The sequence below is a fragment of the Enterobacter cloacae complex sp. IR5384 genome, assembly GCF_049237265.1.
Taxonomy (GTDB): domain Bacteria; phylum Pseudomonadota; class Gammaproteobacteria; order Enterobacterales; family Enterobacteriaceae; genus Enterobacter; species Enterobacter cloacae.
The window spans coordinates 1-24,952 of record NZ_JBMKHJ010000041.1; the positions used below are offsets into that span (position 1 = coordinate 1).

Consider the following 24,952-nt stretch of genomic DNA (forward strand, 5'->3'; position numbering starts at 1 on the left):
GATGATCTGTTCGTCGGAAAAACGCTTCTTCATGGGGATGTCCTCATGTGGCTTATGAAGACATTACTAACATCGGGGTGTACTAATCAACGGGGAGCAGGTCACTGATGCCAGCAATATTAATTTAAATTTATTATTGGCATTAAAATTTTTGCTGCCATTGTAACGATTAACTTTGTTGTAATTTAGAATATTCAAATCCCAAAAAGAGTTTCCCACAGCTTTCTCCCTCCCCATCCTCTACCCTATCCCCAACTCATAGCAGTACCCCTTAATAGCTTCCTGTTCTAAGACGAACGGCGACCTGTAAGAAGCGCCTTTAATGGTCAGCCCCCGGTCAACCAGGGAACGAAGCCTGGTCTGAAACTAACCTCCGGTCTCGATACAGGTGACCATCCCTTTATAGCTACAGGCAGAACGCTGTAGAGAAGTCGGACGGTATTGCCGAAGGCTTTGCGTCCGTATTTCCTGCTGTATGTGCAAAACGCGGCGTCACTTTTAAGAGCGTAAGCGAGTGAAAGTGACGCCAGCGCGCAGACCGCTCCAGTAGCATGGCAAACATGGCTACCGACACTCGTGATAATTCGGAACGCCAATTCCGGTTGCGGTTTTGCCGCAACGTGTGGACTATAGTGCAAGTCAGTACGTAAAAAACTATGCTTATCGCCTCATAATAGGGGGCTTATACGTGCCGCATAAAACCTTATACTCACTTATTAAATAGGCTAGATTCATGGCAAATACTATTGTCACTACAGAGTCAGCCTGCTAACTATGTTGATTGTTTGCTGATGGTGATGGTCATGACTACCGAATATACCGTTGTTGAATCTGTTCCCTCTGCCGAAGCTTTTTGTCGTTTACGAAGTATATCGGGGTTGTCAGCACGGCCGCTTGAGGCTGCCAGGGTGGGTTTGCCGAGAAGCTGTTATGGCGTACACATTCTCTGGCAAGGAGTGCCTGTCGGCATGGGGCGTATCGTTGGCGATGGTGCATTAAACTTCGAGATAGTCGATATAGCCGTCGACCCTGCCCATCAGGGGCGTGGACTTGGCCGAATCATTATGGAAAACATTATTCGATGGCTGGACAGCAACGCTTATAAAGGCGCTTATGTCTCTCTGGTGGCTGATGTACCGGAACTCTACGCGAAGTTCGGTTTTGAGTTAGTCCGGCCGGAAAGCGAAGGAATGGCGAGAGTCTGGGGGTAATGTTGTCATCTGGAACAGCAAACATCCCGCTTTTGTGTCCTTGAATGTGCCCATAGCCATGTTTTCAAGGCAACGTATTGCTGATAGATTAACGAGTTAGCCCGATTTTCCAGCTTCTGCATTGCCCCGTTACTGAAGGGTGATTTCCCCCAGGAAATCACCCTTGTCCAGTCGATTGCCGTACTCAAAGAGAGCCATCCGGCCGAAAAGCTTCTGAAGCGTTTTTTATTAGCCGATTATTGATCACCACCCTGAGCGTGGCGGCGATCCCCACCTATGTAACCGTTTCCCTGGTGCTGCTGATGGAAACCATGGGTTTTAATCGCGAGCAGTATTCCACGATGGTCAGTATGGCGGTCTCGTTCTTGACGCCGTTTGCGCTCAATATGCTGATCGGGATTCTGATTGGCTGTAGCATGCTCTGCATCCCTTTACTTATGGTCCTCCAGCCCTTCACGCTGATCTGGCATAAACGGAACAGCCATAATCCGAAAATCCTCTGGCTACGCGAGACCATCAAGGCGTTATAGGGTGTCAGCGATCCAATTTTCGCCTAAGAAAATGTAAAGTTCGGTCCTCAGCCTTTTCTTACTATCATTTACTGATTAAAACAGGAGTTGAGTTAAGCGATAATGATGTAACCGTTTAACCGACTACGACCATTATCAAGGAGCGAAAAATGGCTACGCACTTTGCAAGAGGGATACTGACAGAAGGTCGTCTCGTATCGGCCAGAATTTCTTCAGCGTGTCACAGTGAAGCGCTCAAACTTCCAGAGCACCGTCGGTCGCGTTTTTTGGCGTCCCGGGCGCTTCTTGCTGAACTGCTGTTTATGCTGTACGGCACCAGTGAGCTGCCGGACATCATCATCCAACCTGAAGGTCGTCCGGTCTTTGCCGACCCGGAGCTGCCGCGTTTCTCCATTGCCTATACGGGCAATATTATTGGCGTGGCACTCACCACCGAAGGCGATTGCGGGCTGGATATGGAGCTTCAGCGCGCGACACGCGGTTTTCACGGCGCCAGCCCGCATGATGATTACCCGCTCTCCAGCAATGAACAGCTGTGGGTGCGCAACCAGAACGATCCCACTGAAGCCCGGGTTCAGCTTATCACCTTGCGTCAGAGCATTCGTAAGCTCTGTGGCTGCGCGTCAGACGATGCCAGTCAGCTGCAACTCCTGCCGGGCTCCGGACGCCTGCGCTCCACGCAAGCCGCGCTGGTAGAAGCGCTCAGCGATGTTGAGGATGTACTGATCTGGTCTGTAGCAGTGACACCTGCCATTGAACGGCTGAAAATCTGGGAATTTGACAGTAAACAGGGATGGAGTAGCCTTCCGGATGTGCCCGAACGTGCCAACGAGCCCGCCGCGCGCCTGATGAGATTAACCAGTTTACCGGCAGAAAAAGCATATACCCTTAGCTGATCCGTTCAGGGTCATCATGATGAAACAGGAGTAATCATGTCTGAAACGTTGAAAGTCGTTACATTACTGGGAAGCCTGCGCAAAGGTTCATTTAACGGGATGGTTGCCCGTACGTTGCCACAGTTGGCTCCGGCGGGTATGGAGATTAGCGCCCTGCCGTCCATTGGTGACATTCCCCTTTACGATGCGGACGTGCAGCAGGAAGAAGGCTTTCCGCAGAGCGTCGAAGCGCTGGCCGAGCAGATTCGCCAGGCTGACGGGGTGGTGATTGTGACGCCAGAGTATAACTACTCGGTTCCGGGTGGTCTGAAAAACGCAATTGACTGGCTATCCCGCCTGCCGGAGCAGCCGCTTTCCGGTAAGCCGGTGCTGATTCAGACCAGTTCAATGGGTGCCATTGGCGGTGCGCGCTGCCAGTATCACCTGCGTCAGATCCTGGTATTCCTGGATGCAATGGTCATGAACAAGCCGGAATTTATGGGTGGAGTGATTCAGAATAAAGTCGACCCGCAGACGGGTGAAGTGGTGGATCAGAGCACGCGTGACCATCTCTCTGGCCAGTTGACGGCGTTTGGGGATTATATCAAGAGGGTGAAGGCTTAAGTGAGGTGCGGGCTGATGCCCTCACCCCAGCCCTCTCCCACGGGAGAGGGTGCAAACATGTTTATTTGGCGTCGATAAACACAATCTTCAGCACAAACAGCAGCGCCACAATGATGACGCACGGGCTGAGGTCGCGGAAACGACCGGTGCCAATCTTCATCACGCAGTAAGAGATAAAGCCCAGCGCGATACCTTCAGTAATAGAGAAACTGAACGGCATCATTACCGCGGTAATAAACGCCGGTACCGCTTCGGTTAAATCATCCCACTTCACGCGCGACAGGCTGGAGGTCATCAGTACCCCCACGTAAATCAGCGCACCGGCAGCCGCATACGGTGGAACCATGCCAGCCAGTGGAGAAAGGAAGATCACCAGCAGGAACAGAATACCCACCACAACCGCGGTCAGACCGGTACGGCCCCCTACGGAGACACCGGAAGAGGACTCAATGTAAGCGGTAACAGAAGAGGTTCCGATAAAAGCACCGCTGACAGAGGAGATGCTGTCCACAAACAGCGCCTGCTTCATGCGCGGGAATTTACCTTTCTCATCCGCCAGGCCCGCTTTGTCGGTCACGCCGATCAGCGTGCCGGAGGAGTCAAACAGGTTCACCAGCATAAAGGAGAAAATCACCCCCGCCAGGCCCAGATTCAGGGAACCCGCCAGATCAACATGACCAATAACGGTAGAGACGCTCGGTGGTGCGGAGACAATGCCGTTATAGTGAACGTCACCCAGCATCCAGCCCAGTAGGGTGGTCACTACGATGGACACCAGCACCGCCGCATGAATATTGCGGGAAGCGAGGATCGCGATGATAAAGAAGCCCAGCACGCCCAGCAGCACGTTATGGGAGGTCAGGTGACCGATGCTGACCAGCGTCTCCGGGTTAGCGACGATAACACCGGCATTTTTCAGCCCCATCATACCGATGAACAGACCGATACCGCTGGTGATACCCACGCGCAGGCTGACAGGAATGTTAGCAATCATCCAGTAACGCACGCGGAAAATAGTCAGCAGCAGCAGACCAACCGCACCCCAGAAGATAGCGCCCATGCCGACTTGCCACGGCAGCCCCATCGCCTGAACTACCACGAACGCAAAGAATGCGTTAAGCCCCATCGCCGGAGCCAGCGCAACCGGCAGGTTAGCGAATACGCCCATCAGAATGCTGCCAAGTGCAGCGATCAGGCAGGTGGTCACGAAGACGGCGCTGGTATCCATGCCAGCAACGCCCAGAATTTGTGGGTTAACAAAAACGATATAGACCATCGTCAGGAAGGTGGTAAAACCGGCGATCACTTCGGTGCGTGCCGTTGTGCCGTGCTCGCGCAGTTTAAACACGCGCTCAAGCAGACCCTGACCCGATGTCTGGGTTGTGTGTTGTTGACTCATCATCAATTTCCGAACAAGGAGGGAAAATTCGTCGCTATCCTATACCAAAATGCGACAATAGTGGCGGTTACGAGATACTTTTTTCATTGATTTTGCTTATACGGCAACGATTGCGTCTCGTTGAACTGCAGTACGTAAACGTTAAACTTGTAAAAAGGGAAAGGCATGTCCGGAATTGAAGCGGTATTTTTCGACTGCGACGGTACGCTGGTCGACAGTGAGGTCATTTGTTCCCGCGCGTATGTCGCCATGTTCCAGGAATTTGGTATTACGCTCAATCTCGACGAGGTGTTCAAACGCTTTAAGGGCGTGAAGCTGTACGAGATCATCGACATCATTAACGCCGAACACGGTGTGGATCTGGCGAAAACGGATCTGGAACCGGTGTACCGCGCCGAGGTCGCACGCCTGTTCGATTCTGAGCTGGAGGTCATTGCTGGCGCAAACGCGCTGCTGGATGCCATGACGGTACCGATCTGCGTGGTGTCTAACGGACCGGTCAGCAAAATGCAGCACTCGCTGGGTAAGCTTGAGATGCTGCACCACTTCCCGGAAAAATTGTTCAGCGGCTACGATATTCAACGCTGGAAGCCAGATCCTGCGCTGATGTTCCATGCGGCAAACGCAATGAACGTCAACGTAGAGAACTGTATTCTGGTGGATGACTCGTCCGCGGGCGCGCAGTCGGGCATTGATGCAGGAATGGAAGTGTTTTATTTCTGTGCCGACCCGCACAACAAGCCGATCGATCATCCAAAAGTGACGACCTTTACCGATCTGGCGCAGTTGCCGGAATTGTGGAAGGCGCGCGGGTGGAATATTACACGATAGGTTTTTGTAGGCCCGGTAAGCGCAGCGCCACCGGGCATTTTAACCACCGATTACTCTTTCGGATCTTTACCCGCCAGCAGCTTGTCCAGCTCGTCGCCGCCCACGTGACGGAAGTCCTGACCTTTCACGAAGTAGAAAATGTATTCGCAAATGTTCTGGCAGCGGTCGCCGATACGCTCGATAGAGCGCGCGCAGAACAGGGCGGTCAGTACGCTTGGGATCGTACGTGAATCTTCCATCATGTAGGTCATCAACTGGCGCACGATGCCTTCATACTCCTGGTCGACTTTCTTGTCTTCACGGTAGATACGCACCGCTTCGTCCAGATCCATACGCGCAAAGGCATCCAGCACGTCGTGCAGCATCTGCACCGTGTGGCGGCCCAGCGACTCCAGGCTTACCAGCAGCGGCTGATGCTGCTGAGAGAATTTCTCCAGCGCGGTGCGGCAGATTTTATCCGCTACGTCACCGATACGTTCCAGCTCGGCGATGGTTTTGATGATGGCCATCACCAGACGCAGATCGCTCGCCGTCGGCTGACGCTTGGCGATGATGCGCACACACGCTTCGTCAATCGCCACTTCCATCATGTTGACGTTTTTATCGCCTTCGATAACGCGCTTCGCCAGTTCGCTGTCCTGGTTATGCATCGCCGTAATCGCATCAGAAAGCTGTTGCTCGACCATGCCACCCATGGTCATGACCTGAGTGCGAATACTTTCCAGCTCTGCATTGAACTGGCCGGAAATGTGTTTATTAAGATTGAGATTGTCCATAGCGCGCTCCTGAATCAACCGTAACGACCGGTGATATAGTCTTCTGTTTGCTTTTTAGCGGGCTTGGTGAACAGATCGTCCGTGTTACTGAACTCAATCAACTCGCCCAGGTACATAAATGCCGTGTGGTCGGAGCAACGCGCAGCCTGCTGCATGTTGTGGGTCACGATAACCACGGTGTAATCCTGCTTCAGCTCGGTGATCAGCTCTTCGATACGACCGGTGGAGATCGGGTCCAGCGCTGAACACGGCTCATCCAGCAGCAACACTTCCGGGCGGATCGCGATTCCACGCGCAATGCACAGACGCTGCTGCTGCCCGCCGGAGAGAGAGTAACCGCTCTGGTGCAACTTATCTTTGGTTTCGTTCCATAATGCGGCCTTGGTCAACGCCCACTGCACGCGCTCGTCCATATCGGCACGGGAGAGCTTTTCAAACAGGCGTACACCAAACGCGATGTTGTCGTAAATCGACATCGGGAACGGCGTCGGTTTCTGGAAAACCATGCCCACTTTCGCGCGCAGCAGGGCGATATCCTGAGCCTGGGTCAGAATGTTTTCACCGTCCAGGATGATTTCGCCTTCGGCACGCTGCTCTGGATAGAGCGAGTACATTTTGTTAAAGGTGCGCAGCAGCGTGGATTTACCACAGCCGGACGGACCGATGAATGCCGTTACCTGGTTCTTCGCGATATCCAGGTTGATATTCTTCAGGGCATGGAATTTGCCGTAGTAGAAGTTCAAATCACGAACCTGAATCTTACCCGGGGCAGTATCAACCATACTCATTGACTCATTTCCTCATTCGGCGCCGCGAGCTGCCGCGCCGTAAAAATTTAACCGTGTTTCTTCTTCGCGAAAATGACGCGCGCCAGAATGTTCAGCAACAATACGCAAAGGGTGATGATCAGCACCCCGGCCCAGGCCAGCTGCTGCCATTCCGCGAATGGGCTCATCGCAAATTTAAAGATCGTCACCGGCAGGTTGGCGATCGGCTGCATCATGTCCGTGCTCCAGAACTGGTTGGAGAGGGCGGTAAACAGCAGCGGTGCCGTTTCACCCGCGATACGGGCAATGGCCAGCAGAATACCGGTCATGATCCCGGAGACAGAGGCTTTAAGCGTAATCGCGGAGATCATTTTCCACTTTGGTGTACCCAGCGCATACGCCGCTTCACGCAGACTGTCCGGCACCAGTTTGAGCATGTTCTCGGTGGTACGAATGACGATAGGCACCTGCAGCAGCGCCAGCGCAATCACACCCGCCCAGCCGGAGAAGTGTTCCATTTGTGCCACAACAATGGTGTAAACAAACAGACCCACCACAATAGACGGCGCAGAGAGCAGAATGTCGTTAATGAAACGAATCACTTCTGCGAGCCAGGATTTACGGCCATATTCCGCCAGATAGATACCCGCCATGATGCCAAGCGGCGTACCGAATACCGTCGCCCACAGGATCAGCAATCCGCTGCCTGCCAGGGCGTTCGCCAGTCCACCACCCGCCGTGTTCGGCGGAGGCGTCATTTCGGTGAACAGCGCCAGAGACATGCCGTCGATACCGCGAACCACGGTAGAGAAGAGGATCCAGATCAGCCAGAACAGACCGAATGCCATCGTCGCCATCGAGAGCGTCAGCGCGATACGGTTTTTAAAACGACGCTTCGCCTGCATTTTGCGGCGGGATTCCGCAAGCTGAGCAGGGCTTTGCATTTCGAGAGTTGCCATTAGCGTGCCCCCTCATTTTTCGCGAGACGCAGGATCATCAGCTTGGAGATCGCCAGTACGATGAAGGTAATCACGAACAGGATCAGACCCAGCTCCATCAGCGCCGCCACGTGCAGCCCGGATTCCGCTTCGGCGAATTCGTTCGCCAGTGCGGAGGTAATACTGTTACCCGGCATATAGAGCGAGGCACTGTCGAGCTGGTAGGTGTTACCGATGATAAAGGTCACCGCCATGGTCTCACCCAACGCACGCCCTAAGCCCAGCATCACGCCCCCAATCACCCCATTTTTGGTGAACGGAAGAACGATACGCCAGATCACTTCCCAGGTGGTGCAGCCAATGCCGTAAGCCGACTCTTTCATCATCACCGGGGTTTGTTCGAACACATCGCGCATAACTGCCGCAATGTACGGAATAATCATGATGGCGAGGATCACACCAGCCGCCAGAATACCGATACCGAATGCCGGGCCGGAGAACAGCGCCCCCACAAACGGAATAGCGGAAAGAACATTACCCACCGGCTCCTGGAAATACGTGGCAAACAGTGGCGCAAAGATAAACAGACCCCACATGCCGTACACGATACTTGGAATGGCCGCCAGCAGTTCAATGGCGATACCCAGCGGGCGTCGCAGCCAGCCCGGTGCCAGTTCCGTCAGGAACAGGGCGATACCAAAGCTTACCGGAACTGCAATCAGCAGGGCGATGAACGAGGTGACCAGCGTGCCGTAAATCGGCACCAGCGCACCGTAGATATCATTCGGCGCGTCCCACTCTTTGGTCCACAGGAAGGAGAAACCGAATTTCTGAATGCTCGGCCAGGAGGAGAAAATCAGAGACACGATAATGCCGCCCAGTAGCAATAGCACAATCAGCGCAGCCAGTTTTACCAGCGCGCTGAAAATCATGTCACCTTTTTTACCCGGAGGGTTAAATGCAGGCTTGGTTGCAGCCATAAATTACTCTTCTGTTTGAGACGTTTTACGAATATGCCCGGTGGCGCTGACGCTTACCGGGCCTACAGCGTTAACCGTAGGGCGGGTAAGCGTAGCGCCACCCGCCATCTTCGTTAAATATATCCTGTTAGTACAGCGCTTTACCGCTGCTGTCTTTCACGTTGGTTTTCCATGCAGCACGAATCTGCTCAACCACGCTGTCTGGCAGGCTGGCATAATCCAGGTCATTAGCCTGTTTGCCGCCGTTTTTGTATGCCCAGTCGAAGAACTTCAGCACTTCTGCACCCTGCTCAGGTTTCTTCTGCTCTTTGTGAACCAGAATGAAGGTGGTAGAGGTGATTGGCCACGCGTCTTCACCTTTCTGATTAGTCAGGTCCTGAGCGAAGGATTTGCTCCAGTCAGCGCCTTTTGCAGCGTTGGCAAAGTTCTCTTCAGTCGGGCTGACAGGTTTGCCATCAGCAGAAACCAGTTTGGTGTAGGACAGGTTGTTCTGCTTGGCGTACGCATATTCTACGTAACCGATAGAGCCCGGCAGACGCTGTACGAACGCGGCGATACCGTCGTTCCCTTTACCGCCCAGACCGGTTGGCCAGTTAACGGTAGAGCCGGAACCGACTTTAGATTTCCACTCTTCGTTCACCTTCGCCAGGTAGCTGGTGAAGACGAAAGAGGTACCAGAACCATCCGCGCGGCGAACCACGGCGATGTTCTGAGAAGGCAGCTTCAGGCCAGGGTTGAGCTTAGCGATGGCTTCGTCATCCCATTTTTTGATTTTGCCCAGGTATATATCACCCAGGGTTTTGCCGTCCAGCACCAGCTCACCCGACTTCACGCCCGGCAGGTTGATCGCCAGAACCACACCACCGATTACGGTCGGGAACTGGAACAGGCCTTCCTGAGCCAGTTTGTCATCAGACAGCGGAGCGTCGGATGCGCCGAAATCAACGGTGTTTGCGGTAATTTGTTTCACGCCACCGGAGGAGCCGATACCCTGATAGTTAACCTTGTTACCGGTTTCTTTCTGGTAGGTATCCGCCCATTTGGCATACACCGGCGCAGGGAAGGTTGCACCAGCGCCAGTCAGGCTTGCTTCTGCGAATACAGAGAAAGCGCTCAGAGATAAGGTCGCGGCGACAACAGTTGCGACAGTGGTACGCATAACTTTCATAATGTCTCCTGCAAGGATTTCGTAAATCATTGTTTAAGTGGCTACGATGAGCAAAATAGGACAAACAGGTGACAGATAAATGTACGAATTATGACAGTTTTATGACAATGGAAATTTAGCTTAAAAACCAGCGAAAGATTCCTGATTTATCATCATGTTAGCCACAATCATGACAACAACTTTTCAGAAATATTTTCTTTATGTGACACTGAAAAAAGTAGCTGAAGATGACAGATTGTCATAAATAAAAACGCGAATGCGTTGATTAAAAACAAACCAGGCAGGGTAAAAAAGCTCCACCCGAAGGTGGAGCCTGGAGGGATTATTCTACGGTGACCGATTTCGCCAGGTTACGCGGCTGGTCAACGTCGGTGCCTTTGATCAGCGCAACGTGGTAAGCCAGCAACTGCAGCGGCACGGTGTAGAAGATAGGGGCAATAACCTCTTCTACGTGCGGCATCTCGATGATGTGCATGTTGTCGCTGCTGGCAAAACCGGCGTCCTTATCAGCGAAGACGTACAGTACACCACCGCGGGCGCGAACTTCTTCAATGTTGGACTTCAGTTTTTCCAGCAGTTCGTTGTTAGGTGCCACAACGATAACCGGCATATCCGCGTCAATCAGCGCCAGCGGGCCGTGTTTTAGCTCGCCTGCCGCGTAGGCTTCAGCGTGGATGTAGGAGATCTCTTTCAGCTTCAGCGCGCCTTCCAGCGCAATAGGGTACTGGTCGCCACGGCCGAGGAACAGGGCGTGGTGCTTGTCAGAGAAATCTTCAGCCAGGGCTTCAATGCGCTTATCCTGAGACAACATCTGCTCAATACGGCTTGGCAGCGCCTGCAGACCATGAACGATGTCATGCTCAACAGAAGCATCCAGCCCTTTCAGACGCGCCAGTTTCGCCACAAGCATCAGCAGAACCGTCAGCTGCGTGGTAAACGCTTTGGTGGAGGCCACGCCGATTTCAGTGCCCGCTTTGGTCATCAGAGCCAGATCGGATTCACGCACCAGCGATGAGCCCGGCACGTTACAGATAGCCAGCGATCCCAGGTAACCCAGCTCTTTAGAGAGACGCAGCGCCGCCAGGGTATCTGCCGTTTCGCCAGACTGAGAAAGGGTGATCATCAGGCTGTTACGGCGCACGGCGGATTTGCGGTAGCGGAATTCAGAGGCGATTTCCACATCGCACGGCACGCCAGCCAGCGACTCAAACCAGTAGCGAGAGACCATCCCGGAGTTGTAGGAGGTACCGCAGGCCACAATCTGAATGTGCTCAACCTTGCTGAGCAGCTCGTTTGCGTTGGCACCCAGTTCGCTCAGGTCCACTTCACCGTGGCTGATACGACCGGTCAGGGTGTTTTTGATGGCGTTTGGCTGCTCGTAAATCTCTTTCTGCATGTAGTGACGGTAAGCGCCTTTGTCGCCTGCGTCGTACTGCAGATTGGATTCAATTTCAGGACGTTTCACCTGCTCGCCTTTGGTATCGAATACCGTCACGCTGCGGCGAGTCACTTCTGCGATATCACCCTCTTCCAGGAAGATAAAGCGGCGGGTGACCGGCAGGAGCGCCAGTTGGTCAGAAGCGATAAAGTTTTCGCCCATGCCCATACCGATAACCATTGGACTACCGGAACGCGCCGCCAGCAGGGTGGACGGATCGCGGGAGTCCATGATCACCGTACCGTACGCACCGCGCAGCTGTGGGATTGCGCGCAGCACCGCGTCACGTAGCGTGCCGCCCTGTGCCAGCTCCCAGTGCACCAGGTGCGCAATCACTTCGGTATCGGTTTCAGAAACGAAGGTATAGCCGCGCGCTTTCAGTTCTTCGCGCAGCGGTTCGTGGTTTTCGATAATGCCGTTATGCACGACCACGATGTGTTCAGACACATGCGGGTGCGCGTTGCCTTCAGACGGTTCGCCGTGTGTCGCCCAGCGGGTATGCGCAATACCGGTGCCACCGTGCAGCGGGTGTTCTTCCGCGGCCTGGGCCAGCATCTGCACTTTACCAAGGCGACGCAGACGGGTCATATGACCTTCTGCATCCACCACTGCCAGACCGGCAGAGTCGTAGCCACGGTATTCCAGACGACGTAAACCTTCGAGAAGGATTTCAGCAATATCACGCTGCGCAACTGCGCCAACAATTCCACACATAGTTAGATTTCCTGATTATGGCGTTATGCCATGCGTTGTCGCTGACCTGTATTTGCCCTTTCCGGGCACCCCGAGCCTTGTAGAGAGTGGGGTTATTGTTATGGGTACTGCTTGTGGGGGGAGGATTATATTATCCCCTCACCCCGGCCCTCTCCCCAAAGGGGCGAGGGAGAAAAACACCGCACCGAACAATCCCCTCTCCCTTTGGGGAGAGGGTTAGGGTGAGGGGAAAATCCGTTACTTCTTCTTCACAGGGCGTTTCCAGCCCTGCTTGTGCACCTGCGGCACACGGCTTAATACCAGTTCGTTATCGGCGATATCGCGCGTAACGGTTGTCCCGGCGGCAATCGTTACGCCGTTACCCACGGTAACAGGCGCCACCAGCTGAGTGTCGGAACCAACAAACACATCATCACCGATGATGGTTTTAAACTTATTCGCGCCGTCATAGTTGCAGGTAATCGTTCCTGCGCCAATATTCACGTTGTCGCCAATTTCCGCATCGCCCAGATAGGTCAAATGACCGGCTTTAGAGCCTTTACCCAGACGCGCTTTTTTCATCTCAACGAAGTTTCCAACATGTGAGCCTTCCAGCAGCTCAGCCCCCGGGCGCAGACGCGCGAACGGCCCAATAGTGCACGCTGCGTCAAGACGGGCATCTTCCACCACGCTGTATGGGCTAATTTCGCAATCATCACCGATGATGCTGTTTTTGATCACACAGCCCGCACCAATTTTGACGCGGTTACCCAGTGTGACGTTACCTTCCAGGATAACGTTAGTATCAATTTCAACGTCGCGCCCGTGCGTTAACGTTCCACGCAGATCGAAACGCGCCGGATCGCGCAGCATCACGCCGGCCAGCAGCAGTTTTTCGGCCTGTTCGGACTGATAAACACGCTCCAGACGGGAAAGCTGAAGGCGGTTATTCACCCCTTCGGTTTCGCTGATACGCGCCGGGTGAACCGCCGCAATCTCACGCCCTTCCTGGTACGCCATCGCAATGATGTCGGTGATGTAGTATTCACCCTGCGCGTTGTTGTTGTTGAGCTTAGACAGCCAGCGCTTCATGTCCGCGCCGTTAGCCATCAGGATACCGGTGTTGATCTCCTGAATCTGGCGCTGTGCTTCGCTGGCGTCTTTATGTTCAACGATACCCGTGACGTTGCCGTTTTCACGGGTGATGCGGCCGTAGCCGGTCGGATCGTCCAGCACGACGGTTAATAAACCGATACCGCCCTGCGGTTTGGCTTCACGCAGGCGAGTCAGTGTGTCGATGGAGATCAGCGGAACATCGCCGTAGAGCATCAGAATGTCTTCGTCATCGGCAAAGAACGGTGCTGCCTGCTGCATTGCGTGGCCGGTTCCCAGCTGTTCAGCCTGAAGCACCCAGTTGAGCTTGTCATCGCTCAGCGTCTTTTTAAGCAGATCGCCGCCGTGGCCATAGACCAGGTGAACCTGGCGAGCGCCCAATTCATTTGCTGCATCAATAACATGCTGCACCATTGGCTTTCCTGCCAGTGTATGAAGCACTTTAGGCAGATCGGAATACATGCGGGTACCTTTGCCTGCGGCAAGGATCACCACGCTCATCGCACTGTTTGACATACGCATCCTGACGGTAGTTTGAGTGAGAAGTAAAAACGTTTGGTGCTTAAAATTCTACATCTTTTTCGTCATGAATTAAGGACGAAAAAAAAGCCAGCCTGGTATCCAGACTGGCTTTTGTGCTTTTCAAGCCGGTGTTACATCGCTTTTTTGGTCAACTCGATAACGCGCAGTTTGGCGATCGCTTTGGCCAGCTCCGCAGACGCCTGAGCGTAATCCACGTCACCATGAGAGCTGCTAATGTGCTCTTCAGCCTTACGCTTCGATTCCAGGGCTCGCGCTTCGTCGAGATCCTGGCCACGAATAGCGGTATCGGCCAGAACGGTCACACTGCCAGGCTGCACTTCAAGAATGCCGCCGGACAGATAGATAAACTCTTCGTGACCGAACTGTTTAACGATGCGGATCATACCAGGCTTAATGGCGGTGAGCAGCGGTGCGTGACCCGGGAAGATACCCAGTTCACCTTCACTACCCGTTACCTGGATTTTCTCGACCAGACCAGAGAACATTTGTTGCTCTGCGCTGACGACGTCCAGGTGGTAAGTCATTGCCATATCACCCTCCGATTAAGGCGTTAAAGTTTTTTGGCTTTTTCCACAGCTTCTTCGATGGAACCAACCATGTAGAACGCCTGCTCTGGCAGGTGATCGTATTCGCCTTCCATGATGCCTTTAAAGCCACGGATGGTGTCTTTCAGGGAAACGTATTTACCTGGAGAACCGGTGAATACTTCCGCAACGAAGAACGGCTGGGACAGGAAGCGCTGGATCTTACGCGCACGTGCTACCACCAGTTTGTCTTCTTCAGACAGTTCATCCATACCCAGGATGGCGATGATGTCTTTCAGTTCCTGGTAACGCTGCAGCAGGGACTGTACGCCACGCGCGGTGTCGTAGTGTTCCTGACCAACAACCAGTGGATCCAGCTGACGGCTGGTGGAGTCCAGCGGGTCAACGGCCGGGTAGATACCCAGAGACGCGATCTGACGGCTCAGTACCACGGTTGCATCTAAGTGCGCAAAGGTGGTTGCTGGTGATGGGTCAGTCAAGTCATCCGCAGGTACGTATACCGCCTGAACGGAGGTGATAGAACCGGTTTTGGTAGAGGTGATACGTTCCTGAAGAACACCCATCTCTTCCGCCAGCGTAGGCTGATAACCTACCGCTGAAGGCATACGACCCAGCAGTGCAGATACTTCCGTACCGGCCAGGGTGTAACGGTAGATGTTATCAACGAACAGCAGAACGTCACGGCCTTCGTCACGGAACTTCTCAGCCATCGTCAGACCAGTCAGCGCAACGCGCAGACGGTTTCCTGGTGGCTCGTTCATCTGGCCGTAAACCAGGGATACTTTGTCCAGAACGTTGGAGTCGGTCATTTCGTGGTAGAAGTCGTTACCCTCACGAGTACGTTCACCTACGCCCGCAAATACGGAGTAACCGGAGTGCTCGATCGCGATGTTACGGATCAGCTCCATCATGTTTACGGTTTTACCTACACCCGCACCACCGAACAGACCAACTTTACCGCCCTTCGCAAATGGACACATCAGGTCGATAACTTTGATACCGGTTTCCAGCAGTTCCTGAGAGCTGGACAGCTCTTCGTAGGAAGGTGCCGCGCGGTGGATAGCCCAACGCTCTTCTTCACCGATGTCGCCTTTCATGTCGATTGGCTGACCCAATACGTTCATGATACGACCCAGTGTTGCTTTACCTACCGGGACTTCGATCGGGTGCTCAAGGTCTTTAACTTCCAGACCACGACGCAGACCGTCGGAAGAACCCATCGCGATGGTACGCACGATACCGCCGCCGAGCTGCTGCTGAACTTCCAGCACCAGGCTCTCGTTACCATTCTGTACCTCAAGCGCGTCGTACACGCGTGGTACGGCGTCCTGAGGGAACTCGACGTCCACCACGGCGCCGATTACCTGGACAATCTTTCCAGTAGCCATCTTGAATCCTCTACGTAATTCGTAAACCTGGTTAAACCGCGGCGGCCCCCGAGACGATCTCGGTGAGTTCCTGAGTAATGCTGGCCTGACGAGCTTTGTTGTAAACCAACTGCAGCTCTTTAATCAGGCTGCCGCCATTATCGGTCGCGGCTTTCATCGCCACCATTCGTGCGGCCTGCTCGCTGGCCAGGTTTTCTACAACGCCCTGATAAACCTGAGATTCAACGTAACGACGCAGCAGGGTATCCAGCAGCGGTTTCGGATCGGGTTCATACAGGTAATCCCAGGCTTTCTGTTTCAGCTCGTCATCTTCTGAAGCCGGTAAAGGCAGCATCTGAGTGAGCGTTGGCACCTGAGACATGGTGTTAATAAATTTGTTGCTGACAACGTACAGTCTGTCCAGACGGCCTTCATCATAGGCCTGCAACATCACTTTAACCGGGCCGATCAGTTCGGACAGGGACGGGTTATCACCCATACCGGTCACCTGAGCGACAATGTTGCCACCAACGGAGTTAAAGAAAGAGACGCCCTTAGAGCCGATCAATGCGAGGTCGCACTGAACGCCTTTATCGGACCAGCCTTTCATATCCGCCAGCAGTTTTTTGAACAGGTTAATGTTCAAGCCGCCACACAGACCACGGTCGGTCGACACCACCAGGTAGCCCACGCGCTTAACGTCGCGTTCTTCCAGGTAAGGGTGCTTATATTCCAGATTACCGTTTGCAAGGTGACCAATCACTTTGCGCATGGTTTCTGCATAAGGACGGCTGGCCGCCATGCGATCCTGCGATTTACGCATTTTGGAAGCGGCGACCATCTCCATCGCTTTAGTGATCTTTTGCGTGTTCTGGACGCTTGCGATCTTACTACGTATCTCTTTTGCGCCGGCCATGAGCTTCTCCTCAATGCCAGGCGGCTTGTCCTGAGACAAGCCGCCGGACGATTACCAGGATTGGGTTGCTTTGAAGGAATCGAGGATAGCTTTCAGCTTGCCTTCGATTTCGTCGTTATAGCCACCGGTCTGGTTGATCTCTTGCATCAGCGGAGCGTGATCACGGTCGACGTAAGCCAGCAGAGCGGCTTCGAAGCTACCGATTTTCGCCAGTTCCACATCTTCGAGGTAACCGCGTTCAGCCGCGAACAGTACCAGGCCCTGCTGAGCAACAGACATTGGTGCGTACTGTTTCTGCTTCAGCAGCTCGGTCACTTTCTGACCATGGCTCAGCTGTTTACGGGTTGCTTCGTCCAGATCGGATGCGAACTGAGAGAACGCAGCCAGTTCACGATACTGTGCCAGCGCGGTACGGATACCACCGGACAGTTTCTTGATGATCTTGGTCTGAGCAGCACCACCTACACGGGATACGGAGATACCCGGGTTAACCGCCGGACGAATACCGGAGTTAAACAGGTTGGTTTCCAGGAAGATCTGACCATCGGTAATGGAGATTACGTTGGTCGGAACGAACGCAGAAACGTCACCCGCCTGGGTTTCAATGATCGGCAGCGCGGTCAGAGAGCCCGTTTTACCCTTCACTTCACCTTTGGTGAAGTTCTCGACGTATTCCGCGTTAACGCGGGAAGCACGCTCCAGCAGACGAGAGTGGAGGTAGAATACGTCGCCAGGGAACGCTTCACGTCCTGGTGGACGACGGAGCAGCAGGGAAACCTGACGATAAGCAACAGCCTGTTTAGACAGGTCATCGTATACGATCAGTGCATCTTCACCGCGGTCACGGAAGTATTCACCCATAGCACAACCGGCGTATGGCGCCAGGTATTGCAGTGCAGCAGATTCAGAAGCGGTAGCCACAACAACGATGGTGTTAGACAGCGCGCCGTGCTCTTCCAGTTTACGAACCACGTTAGAAATGGTGGACGCTTTCTGGCCGATAGCCACGTACACACATTTGATGCCGGAGTCACGCTGGTTGATGATGGCATCGATAGCCATCGCGGTTTTACCGGTCTGACGGTCACCGATGATCAGTTCACGCTGACCACGACCGATTGGGATCATGGCATCAACGGACTTATAACCCGTCTGAACAGGCTGATCTACGGACTGACGGTCGATAACGCCCGGTGCGATAACTTCGATTGGAGAGAAGCCATCGTGCTCAACCGGACCTTTACCGTCGATTGGTGCACCCAGGGTGTTAACAACACGACCCAGCAGGCCACGGCCAACCGGAACTTCCAGAATACGGCCAGTACACTTAACCTTCATGCCTTCGGCGAGGTCAGCGTATGGACCCATCACAACTGCACCTACGGAGTCGCGCTCCAGGTTCAGTGCGATAGCGTAACGGTTACCCGGCAGGGAAATCATCTCACCCTGCATACAATCGGCCAGGCCGTGGATGCGGATAACACCGTCACTTACAGAAACAATAGTACCTTCGTTATGAGCTTCGCTCACAACATTGAACTGAGCAATGCGCTGCTTGATCAGTTCGCTGATTTCGGTGGAATTCAGTTGCATGCTCCAGTCCCCTTAAGACTGCAAGACGTCTGCAAGGCGCTCAAGACGGCCGCGTACGCTGCCATCAATGACCATATCACCCGAGCGGATGATTACGCCTGCCATTACAGACTTATCGATTTTGCAATTCAGCTTAACTTTGCGTGACAGACGTTTTTCCATCGCGGCGGTAATTTTCGCAAGCTGTTCATGACTCAGTTCAGTCGCAGAAGTTACTTCAACTTCAGCAGTAGCTTCACTAAGGGCACGTAAGTGCTCAAACTGCTCGAGAACATCCGGGAGCACACGGAGACGACCATTTTCTGCCATTACCTTAATCAGGTTCTGACCGTTGGCATCCAGTTGCTCTCCGCACACGGCGATGAACGACGCGGCGAGGGTTTCAGGTGCTAATGCACCAGAAAGCAACTCGGCCATTTGTTCGTTTTTCGTCACCTCAGCGGCAAACGCCAGCATATTCTGCCAGCGATCGACATTTTGGTGTTCGACAGCAAAGTCAAAAGCTGCTTTGGCGTAGGGGCGAGCTACCGTAACAAATTCAGACATCAGCCCCTCCCTCCTTACAGTTCAGCGACAAGTTTGTCCACGATGTCGCTGTTAGCAGCTTCATCCACGGAACGTTCGATGATCTTCTCGGCGCCAGCAACAGCCAGAATCGCAACCTGCTTACGCAGTTCTTCACGAGCACGTTTACGCTCAGCTTCAATTTCAGCCTGAGCCTGTGTCACGATCTTAGTACGTTCCTGTTCTGCTTCAGCTTTGGCTTCGTCCAGGATCTGAGAACGGCGTTTGTTAGCCTGTTCGATGATTACCTGAGCTTCCGCTTTCGCTTTTTTCAGCTGGTCTGTCGCGTTGGCCTGTGCAAGGTCCAAATCTTTCTTTGCACGTTCTGCAGAAGCCAGACCGTCAGCAATTTCTTTCTGACGTTTTTCGATGGCAGCCATTAAAGGCGGCCATACATACTTCATGCAGAACCAGACAAAGATAATAAACGCGATGGCCTGGCCGAGGATTGTTGCGTTCATGTTCACAGCACAATACCTCTTAAATTTCTGTGGCTTGGGGTTTTAAAACAACTACTACGCGACAGCAAACATCACGTACAGACCCAGACCTACAGCGATCATTGGGATAGCATCCACCAGACCCATAACGATAAAGAACTGAGTACGCAGCAGAGGAATCAGATCAGGTTGACGCGCAGCGCCTTCCAGGAATTTGCCCCCGAGGATGCCGATACCGATCGCAGCACCGATAGCCGCCAGACCCATCATCACAGCGGCAGCCATGTACAGCAGATCCATATTCAGGTTTTCCATGACAGTCTCCAGTTTGTTTCAATTAAAACGTAGTAGTGTTGGTAAAAAATCAGTGCTCTTCAGACGCCATCGACAGATAGACGATCGTCAGAACCATGAAGATAAAGGCTTGCAGCGTAATGATCAGGATGTGGAAAATGGCCCAAGGCACATTCAGAACCCACTGTGACCACCACGGCAGAAGACCCGCGATCAGAATGAAAATCAGCTCACCCGCATACATGTTGCCGAACAGTCGCAGACCCAGTGAAACAGGTTTGGACAGCAGGCTAACGCCTTCCAGGATCAGGTTGACCGGAATAAACGCCCAGTGGTTGAACGGCTGCAAGGTAAGCTCTTTCACAAAGCCGCTTACGCCTTTCATTTTGATGCTGTAGAAAAGAATCAGGATAAACACGCCCAGCGCCATCGACAGGGTGATGTTCACGTCAGCAGACGGAACCACGCGCAGAGCAGGCAGACCGAAGACATGCTCGCCAATCCACGGCAGGAAATCGATAGGCAGAAGGTCCATCAGGTTCATCAGGAAGACCCACACGAACACGGTCAGTGCCAGTGGCGCAATCAGCTTGCTCTTACCATGGTACATGTCTTTCACGCTGCCATGGACGAAGCCGATGATCATCTCAACGAACGTCTGGAATTTCCCTGGAACACCGCTGGTCGCCTTTTTAGCAACACCGCGGAACATGGCCAGGAACAGAAGACCCAAAACCACCGAGAAGAACATGGAGTCGATGTTGATCGTCCAGAAGGTGGCCGGGGGGTTATGCGGATCCACCAGCGAGAATGTACGCAGGTCCAGCTGAAGGTTATTCAGATGGTGACCTATGTAATCCTGCGGCGTCATATTTTCTGAAGCCATGATGCCTTTTACCCTTTGTTATTGATTACAGCTGGAGCCAGAACTTGTACCACCAGCACCAAAACCCACGTAGCTATCAGCGGCATGAATACCACTTTCAAAACCGCCAGCGCCATCACCAGTAGAGCAAAGGTCAGCAACACCTTACACACTTCGCCGAGGGCGAAGGACCAGGCCACGCGGCCTTTGGCAGGTGTATGCGCCTGATGACGCCAGGCAAAAATCATAAACAACACGTTTGGCAGCACAACCGCCAAACCCCCGCACACGGCGGAGATGCCCCAGAAGGGGTCTTTGAGGCTAAACAGCAGTCCACTTGCTATCACAGCCAGAAACTGAATGAACAGAAGCTTACGAGCAACGTTTCTACTCAAGAGCGACACAGACATCACGTTTTTACTCCTGCTCCCTTCGAGGTATGCCGCGTGTCGTATAAAACGTCCTTTAAGGCTCAGAGTCAAGCATCAAAAAGCGGTCAAATTATACGGTGCGCACCCGTGATTTCAAACATTAAGTAGCGAAAAGGTGAATAAATGTTTAAATATTTTTCCCCGCCGCTATTTTTCAACTTTTGATGAAAGCCCCGACCTTCGAGGAAAACTGCAAACAGCGCGAAAACGTTGACTACAAAGCGTGCACGAGATCACAAAATACACATTTGCGATAAGGTTGTATTTATCAAACTCGTAAATCGCTTAATTTCATCTTTCTGAAATTAAAGATAAAATGTCGCAACTATTTTCAAAACAGCCCCGTATACAATAAAAACCTTTTATTGACATTCTTAATAAATATTTAACATTGCATTCTGGTTGCTGCTTTCCACTTTTAGCAGGCTGATATTTTCGTGGTTGATTATCTTCAGGGTGAACAATGGTGAGGAAGTTAACCATTAGAAAACCCTTAGTAAAAACACGGTTAAATTCTCTCCGGCAAAATCCGTTGTGTTGTGCTGTTTTTTAACACTGACAGAACAGCACAAATTCCACATTTTTTATTAATTTTTTAAAAATTGTTTGGCTTAATTATCACCAGATGACGTTCGCCTTCGAGCTGAGGAATCTGTAATTTCTCAATGGACTCGACGGCAAAACCGTCCGGAAGCTGTTCAATTTCATCGCCGGGCAACTGCCCTTTCAGCGCATAAAAACGGCCATTCTCTGCCGGTAAGTGCTTACACCAGCTCACCATGTCATTAAGCGAAGCAAACGCACGGCTGATAACCCCGTCGAACGGTGGCTCTGCCGGAAACTCCTCTACCCTGCTTTGCACAGGCGTGATGTTCTCAAGCTTCAGCTCATGCTGTACCTGGCGCAAAAAACGCACGCGCTTGCCAAGGCTATCCAGCAGCGTGAAATGGCTTTCCGGGCGGACAATTGACAGGGGAATACCCGGCAGGCCAGGACCCGTGCCCACATCGATAAAGCGCTCACCGTTCAGGTACGGCGCAACCACAATGCTATCGAGAATATGGCGAATTAGCATCTCGTTGGGGTCGCGTACGGAGGTGAGGTTGTACGCTTTATTCCATTTGTTCAGCATATCGACATAGGCCACCAGCTGATTTTTCTGGTGATCGGTGAGCGAAATACCTGCCTGATCCAGCAGACGAGAGAGTTTATTGAGCACGGTGAATACCTGTTGAGAGACTTAAGTGGCGGGTGACGCTTAGCTAACCCGCCCTACGGAGTTCTGTAGGCCCGGTAAGCGCAGCGCCACCGGGCGAATTACACATATTACGCGCTGCGGCGCAGCATGCCCTGCTTTTTCAGCCACACCAGCAGAATCGAAATCGCTGCTGGGGTAACGCCCGAGATGCGGGAGGCCTGGCCGATCGACACCGGTTTGTGATCGTTCAGCTTGGCGATCACCTCGTTGGACAGCCCCGTCACCTGACGATAGTCCAGCATTTCCGGCAGCAGCGTGTTTTCGTTACGCTGCTGCTTTTCGATCTCATCCTGCTGACGCGCGATGTAACCTTCGTATTTCACCTGGATCTCAACCTGCTCTGCCGCTTCAGCGTCTTCAAGACCCGGGGCAAAGGCGGTGAGTTTCACCAGATTCTCATAGGTCACTTCCGGGCGACGCAGCAGATCTTCACCACTGGCTTCGCGCGAGAGCGGCGCAGTTAAGTGAGCGTTCACTTCCGCAGCGGTTTCGGCCTGCGGATTAACCCAGGTCGTTTTCAGGCGCTGACGTTCCTGCTCAATGCGCTCCAGTTTCTCGTTGAAGCGCGCCCAGCGTTCGTCATCCACCAGACCCAGCTCACGACCCATTTCGGTCAGACGCAGGTCGGCGTTATCTTCGCGCAGCATCAGGCGATATTCCGCGCGAGAGGTAAACATACGGTACGGTTCTTTGGTGCCCAGCGTGCAGAGATCGTCGACCAGCACGCCCAGATAAGCCTGAGAACGCGCCGGAGCCCAGCCCTCTTTCTCGGCAGAGAAACGGGCGGCGTTCAGACCGGCCAGCAGGCCCTGTGCAGCAGCTTCTTCGTAACCGGTGGTGCCGTTAATCTGACCTGCGAAGAACAGACCGTGGATGAATTTGCTCTCCAGGGTTGGCTTCAGGTCACGCGGATCGAAGAAATCGTACTCAATAGCGTAGCCAGGGCGAACGATTTTCGCATTCTCCATCCCCTGCATTGAGCGAACAATTTGCATCTGCACATCAAACGGCAGGCTGGTGGAGATGCCGTTCGGATAGATTTCGTTCGAGGTCAGCCCTTCTGGCTCCAGGAAGATCTGGTGCTGGTTACGATCGGCAAAGCGCATGACTTTGTCTTCGATCGACGGGCAATAGCGTGGGCCGATCCCTTCGATCACGCCGGCGTACATTGGGCTGCGATCGAGGTTATTGCGGATCACGTCATGGGTTTTTTCGTTGGTATGCGTGATATAGCACGGTACCTGCTGCGGATGCTGCGCTGCATTGCCCATGAACGAGAAGACCGGCATTGGGTTATCACCGTGCTGTTGTGCCAGCACGCTGAAATCAATGGTGCGCGCATCAATACGCGGTGGAGTACCGGTTTTCAGACGGCTGACACGCATCGGCAGTTCACGCAGACGGCGTGACAGTGGGATAGATGGCGGATCGCCAGCACGTCCGCCGCTGTAATTATCCAGACCGATATGGATCTTACCGTCCAGGAATGTCCCGACGGTCAGAACAACCGCTTTGGCGCGGAATTTGAGCCCCATCTGGGTAACCGCGCCAACGACACGATCGTTCTCCACGATAAGATCTTCCACTGCCTGCTGGAAGATCATCAGGTTCGGCTGGTTCTCCAGGGCGGTACGCACCGCCTGACGATAAAGCACGCGGTCTGCCTGAGCGCGGGTCGCACGCACAGCGGGGCCTTTACTGGCGTTTAGTATCCTAAACTGAATGCCTGCGTGATCGATCGCTTTCGCCATCAGGCCGCCAAGTGCATCCACTTCTTTTACCAGGTGTCCTTTCCCAATGCCGCCAATCGCCGGATTACAGGACATTTGTCCCAGCGTGTCGATATTGTGTGTCAAAAGCAGGGTCTGCTGACCCATTCGCGCTGCGGCCATTGCGGCCTCAGTGCCTGCGTGACCCCCGCCAATGATGATGACGTCAAAAGGATCCTGATAAAACATGGTGGTCTGCCTCGCGTAAAGCGGTATGAAAATGGATTGAAGCCCGGGCCGTGGATTCTACTCAACTTTAGTCTTTCGAGAAAGCATTGGGATCCTGGGCTATTAAAAAGAAGATCTTTTTATTTAGAGATCTGTTCTATTGTGATCTCTTATTAGGATCGCGGACCTTTGTGGATAAGTCCGATCTCATAAAGAAGATCATGGGGTTAGAAAGGATCGTTTGCTGTGAATGATCGGTGATCCTGGCCCGTATAAGCTGGGATCAGATCGCGACTTTATACACAGGGCAAAAACGACTTCAACGTTGTTCTTTGGATAACTACTGCTTAATACGAGCTTTTAACCAGAGTTATCCACATCTGTTCGCGCGATCTTTAATCGTTTTTGAGTAAATTTTTCCATTCACCCAGCCAGATCTCAGCCGGATCTTCCGGAATATCATGATCGAGGATGTTGATCTTCAGCGTTTCACCCACCTGTTTAGCTCCGCAGGCGGTGACAGCGGCTTCGACTTTCTCTATAGCACCGCAGAAGGTGTCATATTCACGGCTGCCAATACCCACTGCGCCAAAACGCACGTTTGACAGGTCTGGCTGCTGTTCCTGCAGTTCGTCATATAAAGGTTGCAGGTTATCCGGAAGATCGCCTGCACCATGCGTGGAGGTGATCACCAGCCAGACCCCATCAGTCGGGAGATCTTCAAGCAAAGGCCCGTGCAGCGTTTGTGTGGAAAATCCCGCATCCTCCAGCTTCTCAGCCAGATGTTCCGCTACATATTCCGCGCCGCCAAGGGTGCTGCCACTGATAAGGGTAATGTCCGCCATTGATCGCTCGC

The 24,952-nt window shown here is 53.1% G+C and carries 24 protein-coding genes and 2 pseudogenes; 6 read left to right on the plus strand and 20 right to left on the minus strand.

What is annotated here, in order from left to right; translation table 11 throughout:
• The first annotated feature begins 803 nt into the window (after positions 1-803).
• From ACOTX3_RS22630 to ACOTX3_RS22650, 5 genes and pseudogenes are all read left to right on the plus strand, one after another.
• Positions 804-1,211, plus strand: coding sequence for a GNAT family N-acetyltransferase (locus ACOTX3_RS22630; RefSeq protein WP_058679272.1), 408 nt, complete (start codon positions 804-806; stop codon positions 1,209-1,211).
• Positions 1,212-1,432: 221 nt separating this feature from the next.
• A pseudogene (locus ACOTX3_RS22635) lies at positions 1,433-1,600 on the plus strand (multidrug transporter subunit MdtL); the annotation flags it as partial.
• A gap of 60 nt (positions 1,601-1,660) precedes the next feature.
• Positions 1,661-1,741 (plus strand): annotated as a pseudogene (locus ACOTX3_RS22640) (hypothetical protein); the annotation flags it as partial.
• Between the two features lie 149 nt (positions 1,742-1,890).
• Complete coding sequence (locus tag ACOTX3_RS22645; protein ID WP_045293074.1) at positions 1,891-2,637, plus strand: 4'-phosphopantetheinyl transferase family protein; 747 nt, start codon at positions 1,891-1,893, stop codon at positions 2,635-2,637.
• Positions 2,638-2,673: 36 nt separating this feature from the next.
• Positions 2,674-3,240: an NADPH-dependent FMN reductase gene (locus tag ACOTX3_RS22650; RefSeq protein ID WP_013099415.1), complete on the plus strand. Its 567-nt coding sequence runs from the start codon at positions 2,674-2,676 to the stop codon at positions 3,238-3,240.
• Between the two features lie 61 nt (positions 3,241-3,301).
• Here the strand turns inward: ACOTX3_RS22650 and adeP are convergent, their stop codons facing one another.
• Complete coding sequence (gene adeP / locus ACOTX3_RS22655) at positions 3,302-4,639, minus strand: adenine permease AdeP (protein ID WP_023621401.1); 1,338 nt, start codon at positions 4,637-4,639, stop codon at positions 3,302-3,304.
• Between the two features lie 165 nt (positions 4,640-4,804).
• On the opposite strand from adeP, the gene yieH reads away from it, so the two are divergent.
• Positions 4,805-5,470 carry a 6-phosphogluconate phosphatase gene (yieH, locus tag ACOTX3_RS22660; protein ID WP_038982282.1) on the plus strand — a complete coding sequence of 222 codons (666 nt, stop codon included), beginning with the start codon at positions 4,805-4,807 and terminating at the stop codon, positions 5,468-5,470.
• Positions 5,471-5,520: 50 nt separating this feature from the next.
• Here yieH and phoU read toward each other — a convergent pair whose 3' ends face one another.
• From phoU to mioC, 19 genes are all read right to left on the minus strand, one after another.
• The gene (gene phoU / locus ACOTX3_RS22665; protein ID WP_008500182.1) at positions 5,521-6,246 is read right to left on the minus strand and encodes a phosphate signaling complex protein PhoU; all 726 of its coding nucleotides are present in this window, start codon (positions 6,244-6,246) and stop codon (positions 5,521-5,523) included.
• A gap of 14 nt (positions 6,247-6,260) precedes the next feature.
• Entirely contained in the window at positions 6,261-7,034 is a 774-nt protein-coding gene (pstB, locus tag ACOTX3_RS22670; protein WP_008500183.1) for a phosphate ABC transporter ATP-binding protein PstB, read from the minus strand.
• 47 nt (positions 7,035-7,081) lie between these two features.
• Positions 7,082-7,972 carry a phosphate ABC transporter permease PstA gene (pstA, locus tag ACOTX3_RS22675; RefSeq protein ID WP_013099412.1) on the minus strand — a complete coding sequence of 297 codons (891 nt, stop codon included), beginning with the start codon at positions 7,970-7,972 and terminating at the stop codon, positions 7,082-7,084.
• Positions 7,972-8,931 carry a phosphate ABC transporter permease PstC gene (gene pstC / locus ACOTX3_RS22680; RefSeq protein ID WP_013099411.1) on the minus strand — a complete coding sequence of 320 codons (960 nt, stop codon included), beginning with the start codon at positions 8,929-8,931 and terminating at the stop codon, positions 7,972-7,974. Before pstC ends, pstA begins: the two co-directional genes overlap by 1 nt.
• Before the next feature lie 127 nt (positions 8,932-9,058).
• Positions 9,059-10,099, minus strand: coding sequence for a phosphate ABC transporter substrate-binding protein PstS (gene pstS, locus ACOTX3_RS22685; RefSeq protein ID WP_013099410.1), 1,041 nt, complete (start codon positions 10,097-10,099; stop codon positions 9,059-9,061).
• 322 nt (positions 10,100-10,421) lie between these two features.
• Positions 10,422-12,251: a glutamine--fructose-6-phosphate transaminase (isomerizing) gene (gene glmS / locus ACOTX3_RS22690; protein WP_020690250.1), complete on the minus strand. Its 1,830-nt coding sequence runs from the start codon at positions 12,249-12,251 to the stop codon at positions 10,422-10,424.
• Positions 12,252-12,488: 237 nt separating this feature from the next.
• Positions 12,489-13,859 (minus strand): bifunctional UDP-N-acetylglucosamine diphosphorylase/glucosamine-1-phosphate N-acetyltransferase GlmU, encoded by a 1,371-nt coding sequence (glmU, locus tag ACOTX3_RS22695; RefSeq protein WP_045293067.1) that lies wholly within the window; start codon positions 13,857-13,859, stop codon positions 12,489-12,491.
• 137 nt (positions 13,860-13,996) lie between these two features.
• Complete coding sequence (locus ACOTX3_RS22700; protein ID WP_006177560.1) at positions 13,997-14,416, minus strand: F0F1 ATP synthase subunit epsilon; 420 nt, start codon at positions 14,414-14,416, stop codon at positions 13,997-13,999.
• Between the two features lie 20 nt (positions 14,417-14,436).
• Positions 14,437-15,819, minus strand: coding sequence for a F0F1 ATP synthase subunit beta (gene atpD, locus ACOTX3_RS22705; protein ID WP_003862362.1), 1,383 nt, complete (start codon positions 15,817-15,819; stop codon positions 14,437-14,439).
• Between the two features lie 31 nt (positions 15,820-15,850).
• Complete coding sequence (atpG, locus tag ACOTX3_RS22710; protein WP_003862364.1) at positions 15,851-16,714, minus strand: F0F1 ATP synthase subunit gamma; 864 nt, start codon at positions 16,712-16,714, stop codon at positions 15,851-15,853.
• Between the two features lie 51 nt (positions 16,715-16,765).
• Positions 16,766-18,307: a F0F1 ATP synthase subunit alpha gene (gene atpA, locus ACOTX3_RS22715; RefSeq protein ID WP_003862367.1), complete on the minus strand. Its 1,542-nt coding sequence runs from the start codon at positions 18,305-18,307 to the stop codon at positions 16,766-16,768.
• A 12-nt stretch (positions 18,308-18,319) separates the two neighbouring features.
• On the minus strand, positions 18,320-18,853 hold the full coding sequence (atpH, locus tag ACOTX3_RS22720; protein WP_013099407.1) for a F0F1 ATP synthase subunit delta: 534 nt from the start codon (positions 18,851-18,853) through the stop codon (positions 18,320-18,322).
• Positions 18,854-18,867: 14 nt separating this feature from the next.
• The gene (gene atpF, locus ACOTX3_RS22725; protein WP_013099406.1) at positions 18,868-19,338 is read right to left on the minus strand and encodes a F0F1 ATP synthase subunit B; all 471 of its coding nucleotides are present in this window, start codon (positions 19,336-19,338) and stop codon (positions 18,868-18,870) included.
• A 48-nt stretch (positions 19,339-19,386) separates the two neighbouring features.
• Positions 19,387-19,626 (minus strand): F0F1 ATP synthase subunit C, encoded by a 240-nt coding sequence (atpE, locus tag ACOTX3_RS22730; RefSeq protein ID WP_000429386.1) that lies wholly within the window; start codon positions 19,624-19,626, stop codon positions 19,387-19,389.
• Positions 19,627-19,675: 49 nt separating this feature from the next.
• The gene (atpB, locus tag ACOTX3_RS22735) at positions 19,676-20,491 is read right to left on the minus strand and encodes a F0F1 ATP synthase subunit A (RefSeq protein WP_013099405.1); all 816 of its coding nucleotides are present in this window, start codon (positions 20,489-20,491) and stop codon (positions 19,676-19,678) included.
• Positions 20,492-20,499: 8 nt separating this feature from the next.
• Complete coding sequence (gene atpI / locus ACOTX3_RS22740) at positions 20,500-20,880, minus strand: F0F1 ATP synthase subunit I (protein ID WP_008500194.1); 381 nt, start codon at positions 20,878-20,880, stop codon at positions 20,500-20,502.
• Positions 20,881-21,496: 616 nt separating this feature from the next.
• Positions 21,497-22,120: a 16S rRNA (guanine(527)-N(7))-methyltransferase RsmG gene (gene rsmG / locus ACOTX3_RS22745; RefSeq protein ID WP_013099403.1), complete on the minus strand. Its 624-nt coding sequence runs from the start codon at positions 22,118-22,120 to the stop codon at positions 21,497-21,499.
• Positions 22,121-22,227: 107 nt separating this feature from the next.
• On the minus strand, positions 22,228-24,117 hold the full coding sequence (mnmG, locus tag ACOTX3_RS22750; RefSeq protein WP_058679270.1) for a tRNA uridine-5-carboxymethylaminomethyl(34) synthesis enzyme MnmG: 1,890 nt from the start codon (positions 24,115-24,117) through the stop codon (positions 22,228-22,230).
• Positions 24,118-24,491: 374 nt separating this feature from the next.
• A complete protein-coding gene (mioC, locus tag ACOTX3_RS22755) occupies positions 24,492-24,941 on the minus strand; it encodes an FMN-binding protein MioC (protein ID WP_013099402.1) in 450 nt (149 codons plus the stop codon).
• Positions 24,942-24,952 lie beyond the last annotated feature (11 nt).